Source organism: Bacillus sp. FSL L8-0199 (genome assembly GCF_038005705.1).
Taxonomy (GTDB): domain Bacteria; phylum Bacillota; class Bacilli; order Bacillales; family Bacillaceae_G; genus Bacillus_A; species Bacillus_A cereus.
Window position 1 is genome coordinate 452,406 of record NZ_JBBOTS010000002.1, and the last position, 12,701, is coordinate 465,106.

A 12,701-nucleotide genomic window follows, 5' to 3' on the forward strand; every position below is an offset into this window, starting at 1 on the left:
TATGGAAATAAAGTCCATTTGCTATGTTAAATGCGCTATAATTTTTGGGTAGTCGTCCTTATCATATGTTGAATGAATTATATCCAAATCGTTTTAAAGAGTGGGAATTAAAAAAAACGTCTACAGGATTCTGGACAAAAGAGAAGGGACTCCATTTAGCAGATGAGTTCAACATAAGATTCAATGTAGACTATTGATTATGTATCTTGTTTTTTATTAAATATTACGGTACGTGAAATTTTAAATATCTCTACTAAAAAAGCCCCTTGAAAGGAGCACTTATTTTACAAGATACTGTTCTATTTCTTTTATTAATAGTTCTGCACCTTCTGGGCTTAATGTGATCTTACCATTTGCTAATGCTATGTTACGATTTGACACTTCTCCTGTTAATACACAAACAGCACCAGGCTGATACTTCTGTAAAATGATGTCTTCCCCTTCTACAAAAATCTCTAATGGTGATTTTTCTTTAATCCCAAGCGTATTTCTAAGTTCCTTTGGAATTACTATACGCCCTAATTCATCCACTTTTCTAGTTACTCCGGTTGCTTTCATCCAGCATATTTCCCCATTTCATTATCAATTTGTAACCAAGTTATTCTTTACTATTGTAACAGGCTTTCACCATACACGAGAAACATAATGAATCAAAAACAGAGCATCATTATAAGAAATTCTTTAAACCCTTGCTGAAAGGAAATACGACCTTCTTCCATTTAATGTGCATTCTTTTTTATTAGGCGTACGGCCAACATTTTAAAGAAAACGTACGCAACAAAAGGTACACCTTTAGATATAGTATATTCTATGCAGCTTAAACTACTTCAAAAGGTATCAAAATGTACTTAAGACACACTTCATAAGTACACACACTTTTTGAGATGTGTTTGTTGAATGATTTTATGCTTATTGGATGTCCCTATCAGTTGGATACACCACAGAGAATCCCCTTGTTGTGCTGTTTATTGTTTTTAATATGTAATCTGGTACATGAAATTTTACGATTAAGTTGTTCCTTTGTTTTTCTTTTAAAATTCTTATAGCATTCTATATAAATTTTATGGTATTATATAGATAGAAAATTTGTTTCCATTGTTTATACTCTATTGTACGTAGCGTGAAGGACAAACCTTACGCCCTGTTAACTCGGGCGAGGTTTGTCCTTTTTTATTTCAAGGAGGAATTTACTATGAAAAAAGTCTATAAAATCGGAGCCGTTATCACAACTTTATGCGTTGCTTGTATCGCGATTTTTACTTTAACTAAGAATGAATCAGTCCAAACAGAAACTATAACACCAGAAAAAACAATTGTATATGCTGCAGACGCAAAAGTATCACCTGAGATTATAAAAGATATTTCAAAAGATGAATTAAAGCAAAAAATACAATCCCATGAAGAATTCATTGCGTATTACTATCAACCAACCTGTCATTATTGTAAAAAGGCTGCGCCAGACATCAATAGTATGTCGAAAAAGCATGATAGAACCATTTATCGTATTGATATCTCTACACCAGAAAATCAAAGTGCCTTTCAAGAGTTCGACATTCCAGGTACTCCAGTTGTTGTAGCTTATAACAGAGGTGAAGAAGTTGAACGTCTAGAAGGAGCCGTTTCAGCTGCTACATATGATGGATTCTTTGCAAGACGTAATTCGAGCGCTAGCTAGTATAGTGCTCGTTTTTCTTTGTAAGAAAGGAGAATTAACATGCAACAAAACGCCCGTATTCATTCTTTAGACATAATAAGAGGTATAGCCATACTATGTATCCTGTTTGCGAATCTACCCACTATGACGGGACTAGATCCCTTTAATCAAGCGGGTTATATTGGTATAGATAAAGTAATTCGCTTTTTAGTAGATTTATTTATTCAATCAAAGTTCTATACTATTTTCGCATTCTTATTTGGAGTAGGATTTTACATCTTTATGAAAAATACAGAAGCAAAAGGGTATCCCATGTATAGACTATTTATACGGAGACTGTGTATCTTACTAGTCTTCGGTTTACTCCACTTCACCTTTCTATGGTACGGAGATATTTTACATGCGTATGCTTTAGCTGGATTTATTCTATTATTCTTTTATAAGCGATCTACTAAGCTTATTTTTATAGCTGGTTTTAGTTTCCTACTAGTTAGTTATGTATTACATATTATTGTATTTTTACGAACAAGTTCTTCTATTCTAGAAGTGCCAAACTACTATCAATATATGTTTACAGGCAACACTACCAATCACACGGTAAATCTATTTACACATTATTCACATCAAGTAAAAACACGTCTTTTCTTTCTAATGACCCAGGAATTTCAGCAACTACTAATAGGAATTCCGGAATATATAGGGTTATTTTTAATTGGTTTATGGGCTGGCAAGAAAAATATTTTTAAAAGGGTACCAGAATTAATACAGCAAATTAGATTTTTACAGTGGAGTTCGTTATGTATTTCATGTCTTCTCTCGTATCCTATTATCTACTACTTTATAAAAACGAATGTCTATTACTCTCAGGATATACAACTATGGATTCTATTTGGAGGGAAAACGCTAGCCATATTCTATATTTGTACCCTACTTAGAGTTTGTGAGAATAAAAAATATAGAGAGTGGCTGCAGCCCTTTATGAACGTAGGTAAATATGCTTTAACGAATTACATTAGCCAAAGTATAATAACTCTTGTCATTCTTTCGTTGTACTTGAAAGATGTCTCACACGTATATTACTGGCAACTATGTACCTTCGGGCTTTTAATTATATTTGTACAAATTATATTCAGCAAAATTTGGAGTAAGTATTTCCGCTATGGTCCTATTGAGTGGTTATGGAGAAAAGGAGTTTACAAGAAATAGACTATTTTTCATCAGTACATGCAATTAACTGAAAAAATTGATAAAATATTATATGAATGATTAAAGATATATTTGTGATCGTAAAATAATGTTACTAAATTTAAAATGGTTCAAGTCAGAGAAAGGCACCTTTGGGTGTCTTTTCTTTATGCATAAAAAAGCGTTATCTTCCTATAAAAAAGATAAGACCTTTATATACTACCTATTATCCGATTCATCAATTTTATTATAAACACATTTAGCTTCTCCAAAAAGACCACCTGTGTCCCATTCGCCACCATAATACGCATACTTCCCAGGTGAACCATTATCTCGTATACTTGGATATGATTTTAGTTTATATTCATAAACCTAAACCATAAAAATATAACCAGATTACCATGATTAGAATTCCCATAACAGTAACTAATAGGAGTTTACCATCCGCACCTGTAATAACTTCTTTTAGATTTTCTTTTGCTTGTTGTTTCTTTTTTCCGCTTGAAAAGAGATAAATAATGAAATAAGTAACCACTAAGAAGAATGAGAATATTATATCTATCATTACTTATGTACCTTTAATTAACCAATAATTTCCTTATGCATTATATCAGCTAGGGTACATAGAAGTATAACGAATTATTTTTATAATTTAATTTATTAATAGATACGACATTAATACAGGATAGTCCAAGACGGAGGAAGGCACCTTAAGGTGTCTTTTCTTTATGAAAAATAATTATAAATAAACAAAAAAGCCTCAAATATTGAGGCTTTTTAGTATTTTCTACCTTCATAATAGGCAAAATATCCTCCGCAGTACCTTGAAATTTCATATTTTTTAAAATACCATGTGATACCTTCATTATCAGTGTATGCATTTCTGAATACATTTTCGGTATTAAATTCCTGTTTGTAGTATATACCATTTTTATATGTAATGTCTTCTAACGGTTTATAACAACGTTCATAAGTCTCTGAATGTGCTGATGCAGCACCAATTCCTCCAATCAATGCAATACCAGCCGCTAATGTTCCAACTACTAATTTCTTGAACATAATAAATCCCCCTCAAATAGTTTTTATAACTTGCACCTTAAATGTATCACTTTTGAGATTTTTGTAAATATTTTGAATTTTTAGAAATATTCATTTAAATTTTGGTAATATACTTTATCAAATAGAAAATAGAGGAATTTATGATGATATGTAATAATGCATGTTCATTCAGCAAAAAATCGTGATAAAATCTAAGCACCTGTTCTATTTTTTTCAATTAAAATGGAAACCTTACTTCTTATTTACTACAACGAGAGAAGGCACCTTTGGGTGTCTTTTCTTTTTGAAAAAATATCCTTAGATTCTCCAGAGATAAAATTTTAATGTTTTTGTCGATAATTGTTCTCAATTAAGGCTCTTCCTGGTAGTGTTTTGTCTATACGTTCAAAATGAAAGACACATACCATGAATATGAATTTAGTTAAATAACTATTTTATGAAAGGGTGAGCTAATTGTATAATCCATATCCTCCGAATACTCCAAACTACTATCGGGCATATTCAAGCAATACCTATAATCCAAACAATCAGTATTACTCGCCATATTACCACCATAATCCATATGATTTTTATTATCGCGATGCAGACGGTTTTGGTGGTACATCTTGCGCTCCATGGCATGGCAGAAAATATAAATGGTTTCGTGTTCATCATAAAGATATGGGGAAACTCCTTTTTCAACCTTTAGATATTTATTGTCATGCAACAGATCCAACCCAAAGTACAATAGCTGCAAACTTTTTTAGTCCCGGAAGTTGCGAAATGGAAGTTTCTGAAGACTTTTCACCATTAGATCTAAGTGCACCTGTAGAATATCATGGTTCCATACCACCTAAATATTGTAGATGGTAAAACAAAAAAACATCAGAAGAACCCTTCTAGTAAAATGGAAGGGTTCTTTATAACATTCTCTGTATGGGGTACCGACCACATTTTAACGAAAATATACGCTAAACAAATTTCGACATAAAAAACGTTAATTTTACTACTCTAAGCATTTTTATGATTGTTTATAAACGTATACCTTTGTAAACATCTGAAATCTTTATAAACTTCTTAACGTATAAAAAAGTTAAAATCTGCGTGCTACCCCTATTATTAAAATTAAAGTGGTTCAAGTCGGAGGAAGGCACCTTGGGATGACTTTTCTTTATAAAAGATATAATGTATTATTAATATAAAATGATTTTTATTAGAAAGGAAAGTAATATGGATTTCCAAATAAATATACCTAATCCATTCCAAGGAGTTCCTGAGATTGCAGGGATTATTTTAATGATTTTTATCGCGTTATGTGTTGGACTTGCGATTTTCTCAGACTGGATTCGAAGTATAATTCCTAATCAAACTAGACAATATATTCAACTGGTTTTTATGGTACTGCTATTTGCATTTATCGTTATAGCAATTAAAAACCCTGAATATATTACAGCATTATTTTAAGAACACTTGTAAAGGTGCTCTTTCTTTATAAAAAAAATCCCTACACCATGTGCAGAGAACAAAAAATGTATTATAACTACATATATAAATTCTTTACCAATATAAATACGGAGAAGGAATCAGATAAACTCTAGGATGATAACCACCTGGCCCTGCAGGGGGCAAATAAGGATGAGCTGTTACTCCCCCTGGATTGGTTGGCATGCTAGGATGAGTAGGATGGAAATGAGGATAAGGATAAAGATGAGATGGAACAGTATGAGCCGTTACACCTAATTGCCAATTACAAGTAGGAATGCCAGTAGGAGTATACCTAGCCATATGAACATGAGGATTACAAGAACTACCTGACTGATCAACTGTACCAATTTGTTGACCTACATATACCTGATCCTTTAATTTAAGACCAGGAAGCGGAGTTACATGAACATATTGAGTAATAAATTTATCACTAAAACTTCTTATCGAAACTAAATTACCCTTATTACACTCGTTTTTACATCCACATGGTTCATTACCAGATGATAACACATTAATATACCCTGCTTCTGCAGCATATACAGGAGTACCTATTTTAATATTTGGAACCTCCAAATCAAGTGCTCCAGGATGTGCAGCCCCACATCCTGTACTTTGTTTTATTCTTCCCAATAAAGGAACTCCTGGATAAGTATAAAATGGAGTATTAGCTAGTGAACATTCATTACAAATTTTAAAATCAATAACATCCTCCTGAGTTGTATATCCTGGCATAAATTATCACCTCTCTAAATACAAAATTGATCAATTCCAATTTTGCTCTGTTATCTTAAGAGTATATTTAAAACTAACATATTTAGAGAATTGTCCATACATAATTAAGTAAACAACCTATAAAAGCCCAAATTACCAGGGGTCACCATATTAGTCGTATTATTTATTTTATTAATCATAGTTGGAGCTGCTTGCTTCTGCTAAAAAACTATTAGAAAAGGCACCCTTATATGGGAGCCTTTTCTTTATGTATATTATTTATTATCCGATTCATCAGTTTTATTATAAACACATTTGGCTTCTCCAAAAAGACCGCCAGTGTCCCATTCGCCACCATAATGAGCACATCCTAAAGGATTACGATCGTCTCGTATACTTGGATGTGTATTTGGTTCATAGCCATTATTTACAATACTACCAACAATAAATACCCCTCCGATTACAAATACCACAGCAACGATTAAGAGTGTTTTCCCATTAGGACCGGTAACAATGTCATTTACAACTTCTTTTGCTTCTTGCTGAGTTTCACCTTTTGAAAATAATGAAAGAATAATAGAGATTATAAATATGAAAAATAGCACAATTATAAATATCATTATTTATAACTCCCTACTATATGTATACTATTAATTTCTTTATACGATTTAAGCTAAGGTATTTGAAATCATAATGATAATAAATATATCCCCCCGATTAAAAGTGCCGCAGCAACGATTAATATTATTACTCCATCCGGACTATTGAGAATTTCTTTTATATGTTTTTTTGCTATTTGCTTTGTTTCTCCACTTGAAAAGAGATAAACAATGGAATGGAGAATTAGTAAGAAAAATGCTGTAATTTACTCTAACATGGTTTATGTACCTCCTAATATATATGTACCTTTAATTATCCAGTAATTTTCTTGCACCTTGTATCAGCCTGAGTAACCGGAATGCTTAGTTCAATAAAAGCCAAATGACAAAAATTACTCCTATAACTGCTAAAGTTCCAAAAAAACCTACCAACATTTTCCCCTCAGGACCATTAATAAGCTCTTTTAAAACTTCTTTTGCTATTCGCTGACCTTTACCACTTAAAACTATCGAAAGAATAAAGAATACTACCACTAATACAAATGAAGAAACTATTAACTCCATGACTTATGTACCTCCCTAATATATGTACGCTATTCATTAACCAATAATTGCCTTATACTTTATATCAGCTAGGGTACACGGAAGTATAACAAATTATTTATATAGCTCATTTTATTAATTGATATATTAAAAAAAGACACCGAATAATTCCTTAGCGTACGAAATCCGCGTTTTGTTTGCAAGACCCCTTATAGAACTAATTGGGTTAAAGATAAAAGAAATGAAAGTAAACTTTAATTTTGCTAGTTACAGTATTTTTATTATGGGATTTATTCTGTATAAGTGCACTTATACAGAATAAATCCCTCTATTTACGCTTTTTCTATTCTAAAACCAAATACTCCATCTTTTACTTTTACTAAATGTTTTCCAGACCAAAAAGTATGTACTTTAAAATAGTACCAATCTCCATTTTTTCTTAAATATTCTTTAATCTCATAACCTTCTTGTATAAGGTATTCTTTAATTTCATTTTCTTTATTCCCAAACATACTAATTTCCCCCTTTCAAATAATTAAATTAAACCTATTAAACAATAAATAAAAAAGTGCAAAATCCATCAACAGATTTCGCACCAAAAACAGATAAAAAATACAATCACTAGAAACATAGGAGGGTGTTTCACCACTCATTATAAACCATATCTTTACATTTTTGTGTTGTAATTTAAAAATATGTAAAGATTCATCATTTTGTTTTTGAATTTTCTTTTTATCTAAGTTATACTAAACTACAAAGAAACAAATCTCCTTTAGGCCGTCAATAATTATGCTAACAACACACACCAAAAAACCAATTCCCGTGTAATGGAATTGGTTTTTTGGTGCAATTCAGTCAATACAGCAACTTGAACCCACATTTTCAAATATAGTCTTATTAAGTCTACCATAATTTTAAATTCATAAACATTAAAAAACTAAATCACTAGTAAGTTGCGCGAATCCGCTGCTTTTTCATCAAGAAATCTGGAGTATAACAACAATTAAGTTCATACTAGCATGGACAACAAATGATACTAGTAACCTATTGGTACGCACATATACTACAGCAAGTACAAGTCCAATTAAAAAATATCCAAATATAAACGGAAAATCAAAATGCATGATAGAAAAGAACAATGCGCTTATTAGTATGCTCCAAGTTTGCTTAAACTTAGACATTAAAATGTTTATGGCCGCATAACGAAAAACAAACTCTTCTACTAACGGTGCAAGAAGAACAATTGAAATAAGTGCCACAGGAGATATTGCTGCAGCAGCGACTGTATTAGACGTATTTGCTGATTGCGTAGTTAGCTGAAATACACTTTTATCTAATACACTACCAACCACCTGCGCAAAAAATACGAATATGATCCCAACTAAAATCCATATGAATGATTTTCTTGATAATTTAATCGATAACTTTGGATCATTTATTAATTCTTTTCTATATATAAGAAAAATGATTATCAGCATAAGTGAAAAACCAATTAGTTCCCAATGCACAAGAAGTTGTTGAATTGCTTGCTGTTGGTTTCCCTGAATATCATACCAGCCCGTCTTCGCTAGCAATTGTACACCTATAATTCCAACAAATTGAGTCATTATAAAATATATAAGTATGATATAACCTAATTTATGTATATTACTATTACTCATGTTTATGTATTTACCCTCCACTTTTTTTATTTAATTAACGATTTTATTAAATTTTGCTCCATCCATTTTTTCTACGCCTTTCCGCTAAACACATTTGTCTAGAAAACCCTATATTATTAAACAGGGTTATCGACTCTTAACCTGAAATTTTTTACTTTTAATGATGTAACCACCTATAATGGAAATATATTTTTTTCAAGGGAGGAATCTAATGTATATATCAAACAGGATTGGCTTATTTAGCTGGATTGCAACTTGCCTATACTTTTTAATTGAACCTTTCTTTATTTTCACTTCTACAGTACCTTATAACTATTTGCATCATGCAATGAGTGATCTAGGTGTAACAACCTGTGGAGAATTCACCTACGAAATAGCCCCTTATGAAATATGCTCCCCTAATCACTTTTGGATGAATTTACTCTTTATTCTTAATGGAATAACATTTTGTATTGGAGTACTATATATTTCACAACATCTAGAAAAAACAAAAATTAATAAAATAGCAACACTTTTTATACTTATAATAGGAGTCTCCACTATAGTTTCAGGATTAATTCCTGCAGATGTAAACCTAATTGGACATTCTATTCTAGTTTGGATAGGTATGCTTACTGTATTTCCAGGACTATTTATTTTTGCTAAGAATCTTAAAAAAGCTAGAAAATGGACATATTTCTGTTTAATAAGCTTAATAGTAATAACAATCCTTATCTCGCTTGTTTTTCTTTTCCCCTTACCTGCAGGCCTACTACAAAGACTTTTCTACTTGGTTCTTTTCGTTTGGGGAACTGTATCAACCTACAAATTAATAAAATAAAAAATTTGTTCACTTTTTTGATACGTTTATGAAACATTCATATGTTATCTTCAATACGTTCTTTTCTCTTTATAATACCGTGTGAGATATACTCAGACCTGAAGCCCTAGACCCCTTAACTCTAGGGCTTCTCTATTTAAATAAGGATTTTGTTTAGTTTTATAAAATCTCATTTGTGTAATATCTCAATTTTTTAACAACAGAACATTTAATAATGTTAAAATATAGAAGTAATTCATTTTACTACTAGGAGGAATCTCTATGTCTATGGGAACCTGGGCCGCAATTTTTATTGCTATATTTTGTGGAGTTATTTCTTCTAATAGCAAGTTGAAAAACTCCCATAATGAAAATGGATAAACACCCCACTGAAATGCTAGATATCTAGCATTTCAGCTACTAATCTCTCCCAAATAACTAATTTGCTTAGTTTTCTAATAACTAATTTGTTGTAAAAACTTAACTGCAAAGTACCCTCTAAACTCTTCTAGAAAAACCACTTGCGTGCCACTACCTTTTTTAATATTATATATTAATTTAAGGATAATTATTCCATTCATATGTATCAAACCTCATGCAGCCTGCAAATGCTTTAATCCTATTTCAAGCGCACCAGTTCCCCCAAACCCTTGATTAAATAAAAAGGGGACATCATACTTCTTTGCTTACTCTTTTGCTACATCAATAGATACATGGCCACATGCACCTTTTTGAATGACAATAACATCACATTTTTTTATAACACTTCGAAAGGTTTTCTTTACGCCTCCGTGATTTTTCCCATCATGGAAAATAACCTGGCAGTCTCTTTTTTTTGGCCTACTTCTCTAACGTTCTTCCATTTGATCCACCTAAAACTAGAATTGTACTCATCCCCATTCACTCTCCTTATCTTTCTTCTTTATGTATGTACTTGGTGATGTTAATAACACAAGTGTACAAGCTAAAATATTCATCAACACGAAACAAATTACTAATAATATAACGAAAATCGGTGACAACAAGATGAGAATAAAGCCACTTACTACCAAGCAGATAAAAATAAAGCCATTGCTCATGTCTTCGTAACCATCTAGTCCTTGTACAATATTCAAACTATGCATCCATACTGTGATACTATCCCAATTTTCTATTAACAGATAGCCACCACCCAACAGAAAAGCCCAGCCAAGCAACGTTCCTAATAATCCAGAATTTCGTCCTATATAATACCCAGAAACATAATTCGCAGCTGTTCCAATTAACATTCTCATTTGTATTTCTCCATACCCACATCGTTTTAGCTTTATATGCAAATTTCATTTAACTATGGTTTTATTATATCGGAAAATTACGAATATTAAATAAAAAAATTAGGTACTCTTTATTTTTTTATAAAAGGGTTGTGTTTTTTCTTCCACAACCCTCATTTCCTTCTTAATCCACAGGTACTTCTTCTTGTCCATGTGGAATTTTTGCAATTGGTGTTACAATTTGTGCATATTTGTTTACCTGCACTTTAAATTGTCGTGGTTCTAAGAAGTTTACCTGTTGAATTAAAACTTCAATATGAAACGTATCTACTTTTTTCCCACGGTCAATTTTGGTAATTCGCGCATTGTAAAACTTATCCCCATTTAGGAAATACCTTTGAACAGCTTCTGTAGCCAGCATACGCTCATTGCTTGTCATTTTCATTGGTTCAATACCAAATCCAGCCTTTGTAAACAAGTACGGTACATCATAACTACTATTAGAAATTTTTCGTAGTAAATCCTCTACAGTTTTTGTCTTTGCGATATATTCCTCTTCTTTTGTATCAAATCCCTTTGGCTTATCTCCAAGCATCTCGATTTCATCTTGATTTACTTGTTCTTCCTCTTGTACTTGAGATTTCATCATGTAACGATGAATAGTATTATAAGTAGCAACGCCTACTACTAACACAATAATCCCCAATATAACTAAGTACTTACGAGGCAGATTCGCTAACATATTCATGACTTTCTTCATTTCTTCACATCCCAAATCAGTCTATAACATTACGTATTTGCGTCATATGTTGTCCTCTAGCAGTATAGTTTAGACCTGTAATTTGTACACCTTTATTATCACCAATATGAATCATTTTCTGATTTCCTAAATAAATAGATACATGGTTCGGATTTTCATAGAAAATTAAATCTCCTAGTTGTGCACGACCGATATCTGGCACCTGTTTTCCTTTTCCAATTTGAGCACCTGTCCAATCTCCTAGCTGGACACCTATACTGGTTTTAAATACATATTGTGTGAATCCAGAACAATCTGCACTACCTGCAGCTGGATTTCTAGCACCGGATACATAGCTCACTTTCCCTTGCCCAAGCCATTTTTTTGCTTCTTCTAATACCTTTTGTCGTTTAGCATTTGTCATTGTAGGAACACCACCTGATGATAACCCTGGATCATCATTTTTCTTAAAGAATTTCATTGGATCCGTTGGCTGGTCATTAATACGAATTTGGAAATCTAAATGGACAGCGTATCCAAACATATTAAGAATACCACCGACATAGTTAGATCCCCCCATTTCCCCAATAATCTGTCCTTTTGTTACCATAGTTCCTGGTGCAACTAAGATTTTACTCAAATGTAAGTAACGAGATACAATGCCATTTCCATGGTCAACATAGACTCCTAAACCACCGTTGTTTACATTTCCTGTTTTATCCGTAACCATACCAGCTTCCATCGACCAGACGGGGTCTCCTGGTTTTCCGGCGGTCATGGCCCCAATATCTACAGCATTATGCGGTTTGCTAGCATGAATTTCATCAAATGTACCTGTAATACGCCCGCTTTTCGTTGGCCATTTCCAACCTTTATCAGATATCCATTCGCCAGATACATCTGCTACACAACCTAAATCTTTGTAGTATTTCAAAACTTTGGAAACGTAAGTGTAGAGTAAACATCCAGCGCCTTATTACATTCCTGTGATAGGTTTCCAAATGTTCCTCCCCGAACCGGACTTACATCTCTCA

At 32.4% G+C, this 12,701-nt stretch carries 15 protein-coding genes and 3 pseudogenes; 6 read left to right on the forward strand and 12 right to left on the reverse strand.

The window, feature by feature from the left end; all coding sequences use genetic code 11:
* Nucleotides 1-279 precede the first annotated feature (279 nt).
* Nucleotides 280-558, reverse strand: a complete 279-nt coding sequence (locus NST86_RS29980) for an AbrB/MazE/SpoVT family DNA-binding domain-containing protein (protein WP_000648342.1) — start codon at nt 556-558, stop codon at nt 280-282.
* Nucleotides 559-1,192: 634 nt separating this feature from the next.
* Between NST86_RS29980 and NST86_RS29985 the strand changes: the two genes are divergently transcribed.
* The gene (locus NST86_RS29985; protein ID WP_000758638.1) at nt 1,193-1,675 is read left to right on the forward strand and encodes a thioredoxin family protein; all 483 of its coding nucleotides are present in this window, start codon (nt 1,193-1,195) and stop codon (nt 1,673-1,675) included.
* A gap of 39 nt (nt 1,676-1,714) precedes the next feature.
* Entirely contained in the window at nt 1,715-2,860 is a 1,146-nt protein-coding gene (locus tag NST86_RS29990; protein WP_086423459.1) for a DUF418 domain-containing protein, read from the forward strand.
* 343 nt (nt 2,861-3,203) lie between these two features.
* On the opposite strand, the gene NST86_RS29995 is transcribed toward NST86_RS29990, so the two are convergent.
* Nucleotides 3,204-3,404 carry a hypothetical protein gene (locus NST86_RS29995; protein WP_086423460.1) on the reverse strand — a complete coding sequence of 67 codons (201 nt, stop codon included), beginning with the start codon at nt 3,402-3,404 and terminating at the stop codon, nt 3,204-3,206.
* 212 nt (nt 3,405-3,616) lie between these two features.
* Nucleotides 3,617-3,898: a hypothetical protein gene (locus NST86_RS30000; protein ID WP_086423461.1), complete on the reverse strand. Its 282-nt coding sequence runs from the start codon at nt 3,896-3,898 to the stop codon at nt 3,617-3,619.
* A gap of 453 nt (nt 3,899-4,351) precedes the next feature.
* Here NST86_RS30000 and NST86_RS30005 point away from each other — a divergent pair, with 453 nt between their 5' ends.
* Together NST86_RS30005 and NST86_RS30010 are read left to right on the forward strand one after the other, a co-directional pair.
* Nucleotides 4,352-4,750, forward strand: a complete 399-nt coding sequence (locus tag NST86_RS30005) for a hypothetical protein (protein WP_086423462.1) — start codon at nt 4,352-4,354, stop codon at nt 4,748-4,750.
* A gap of 357 nt (nt 4,751-5,107) precedes the next feature.
* Nucleotides 5,108-5,341 (forward strand): hypothetical protein, encoded by a 234-nt coding sequence (locus NST86_RS30010; protein WP_086423463.1) that lies wholly within the window; start codon nt 5,108-5,110, stop codon nt 5,339-5,341.
* A 93-nt stretch (nt 5,342-5,434) separates the two neighbouring features.
* Here NST86_RS30010 and NST86_RS30015 read toward each other — a convergent pair whose 3' ends face one another.
* Nucleotides 5,435-6,094: a M23 family metallopeptidase gene (locus NST86_RS30015; protein ID WP_086423464.1), complete on the reverse strand. Its 660-nt coding sequence runs from the start codon at nt 6,092-6,094 to the stop codon at nt 5,435-5,437.
* Between the two features lie 138 nt (nt 6,095-6,232).
* Here NST86_RS30015 and NST86_RS30020 point away from each other — a divergent pair.
* A pseudogene (locus NST86_RS30020) lies at nt 6,233-6,298 on the forward strand (YjcZ family sporulation protein); the annotation flags it as partial.
* 50 nt (nt 6,299-6,348) lie between these two features.
* Here the strand turns inward: NST86_RS30020 and NST86_RS30025 are convergent.
* The 4 genes from NST86_RS30025 to NST86_RS30040 all read right to left on the reverse strand — a co-directional run bounded on the left by NST86_RS30025 (nt 6,349) and on the right by NST86_RS30040 (nt 8,876).
* Nucleotides 6,349-6,693: a hypothetical protein gene (locus tag NST86_RS30025; protein WP_000576237.1), complete on the reverse strand. Its 345-nt coding sequence runs from the start codon at nt 6,691-6,693 to the stop codon at nt 6,349-6,351.
* 342 nt (nt 6,694-7,035) lie between these two features.
* Nucleotides 7,036-7,236, reverse strand: a complete 201-nt coding sequence (locus tag NST86_RS30030) for a hypothetical protein (protein ID WP_000420484.1) — start codon at nt 7,234-7,236, stop codon at nt 7,036-7,038.
* A gap of 311 nt (nt 7,237-7,547) precedes the next feature.
* Complete coding sequence (locus NST86_RS30035; protein ID WP_000467736.1) at nt 7,548-7,727, reverse strand: hypothetical protein; 180 nt, start codon at nt 7,725-7,727, stop codon at nt 7,548-7,550.
* 465 nt (nt 7,728-8,192) lie between these two features.
* The gene (locus NST86_RS30040) at nt 8,193-8,876 is read right to left on the reverse strand and encodes a CPBP family intramembrane glutamic endopeptidase (protein ID WP_097877832.1); all 684 of its coding nucleotides are present in this window, start codon (nt 8,874-8,876) and stop codon (nt 8,193-8,195) included.
* A gap of 211 nt (nt 8,877-9,087) precedes the next feature.
* Here NST86_RS30040 and NST86_RS30045 point away from each other — a divergent pair, with 211 nt between their 5' ends.
* Complete coding sequence (locus tag NST86_RS30045) at nt 9,088-9,696, forward strand: DUF998 domain-containing protein (protein ID WP_086420060.1); 609 nt, start codon at nt 9,088-9,090, stop codon at nt 9,694-9,696.
* Nucleotides 9,697-10,268: 572 nt separating this feature from the next.
* Here the strand turns inward: NST86_RS30045 and NST86_RS30050 are convergent.
* The 4 genes and pseudogenes from NST86_RS30050 to NST86_RS30065 all read right to left on the reverse strand — a co-directional run.
* Nucleotides 10,269-10,569 (reverse strand): annotated as a pseudogene (locus tag NST86_RS30050) (DUF2325 domain-containing protein).
* Complete coding sequence (locus tag NST86_RS30055; protein ID WP_086423443.1) at nt 10,566-10,949, reverse strand: hypothetical protein; 384 nt, start codon at nt 10,947-10,949, stop codon at nt 10,566-10,568. The pseudogene NST86_RS30050 and the gene NST86_RS30055 overlap by 4 nt, the downstream one beginning before the upstream one ends.
* Before the next feature lie 163 nt (nt 10,950-11,112).
* Entirely contained in the window at nt 11,113-11,688 is a 576-nt protein-coding gene (locus tag NST86_RS30060; protein WP_000757463.1) for a hypothetical protein, read from the reverse strand.
* Between the two features lie 16 nt (nt 11,689-11,704).
* Nucleotides 11,705-12,622, reverse strand: a pseudogene (locus NST86_RS30065) (NlpC/P60 family protein); the annotation flags it as partial.
* Nucleotides 12,623-12,701: the final 79 nt, after the last annotated feature.

Excerpts from the sequence above, each read along its gene's own strand:
- NST86_RS29980 (WP_000648342.1), bottom strand. The coding sequence starts at position 558 with ATGAAAGCAACCGGAGTAACTAGAAAAGTGGATGAATTAGGGCGTATA.
- NST86_RS29985 (WP_000758638.1), top strand. The coding sequence starts at position 1,193 with ATGAAAAAAGTCTATAAAATCGGAGCCGTTATCACAACTTTATGCGTT.
- NST86_RS29990 (WP_086423459.1), top strand. The coding sequence starts at position 1,715 with ATGCAACAAAACGCCCGTATTCATTCTTTAGACATAATAAGAGGTATA.
- NST86_RS29995 (WP_086423460.1), bottom strand. The coding sequence starts at position 3,404 with ATGATAGATATAATATTCTCATTCTTCTTAGTGGTTACTTATTTCATT.
- NST86_RS30000 (WP_086423461.1), bottom strand. The coding sequence starts at position 3,898 with ATGTTCAAGAAATTAGTAGTTGGAACATTAGCGGCTGGTATTGCATTG.
- NST86_RS30010 (WP_086423463.1), top strand. The coding sequence starts at position 5,108 with ATGGATTTCCAAATAAATATACCTAATCCATTCCAAGGAGTTCCTGAG.
- NST86_RS30015 (WP_086423464.1), bottom strand. The coding sequence starts at position 6,094 with ATGCCAGGATATACAACTCAGGAGGATGTTATTGATTTTAAAATTTGT.
- NST86_RS30025 (WP_000576237.1), bottom strand. The coding sequence starts at position 6,693 with ATGATATTTATAATTGTGCTATTTTTCATATTTATAATCTCTATTATT.
- NST86_RS30030 (WP_000420484.1), bottom strand. The coding sequence starts at position 7,236 with ATGGAGTTAATAGTTTCTTCATTTGTATTAGTGGTAGTATTCTTTATT.
- NST86_RS30035 (WP_000467736.1), bottom strand. The coding sequence starts at position 7,727 with ATGTTTGGGAATAAAGAAAATGAAATTAAAGAATACCTTATACAAGAA.
- NST86_RS30040 (WP_097877832.1), bottom strand. The coding sequence starts at position 8,876 with ATGAGTAATAGTAATATACATAAATTAGGTTATATCATACTTATATAT.
- NST86_RS30045 (WP_086420060.1), top strand. The coding sequence starts at position 9,088 with ATGTATATATCAAACAGGATTGGCTTATTTAGCTGGATTGCAACTTGC.
- NST86_RS30055 (WP_086423443.1), bottom strand. The coding sequence starts at position 10,949 with ATGAGAATGTTAATTGGAACAGCTGCGAATTATGTTTCTGGGTATTAT.
- NST86_RS30060 (WP_000757463.1), bottom strand. The coding sequence starts at position 11,688 with ATGAAGAAAGTCATGAATATGTTAGCGAATCTGCCTCGTAAGTACTTA.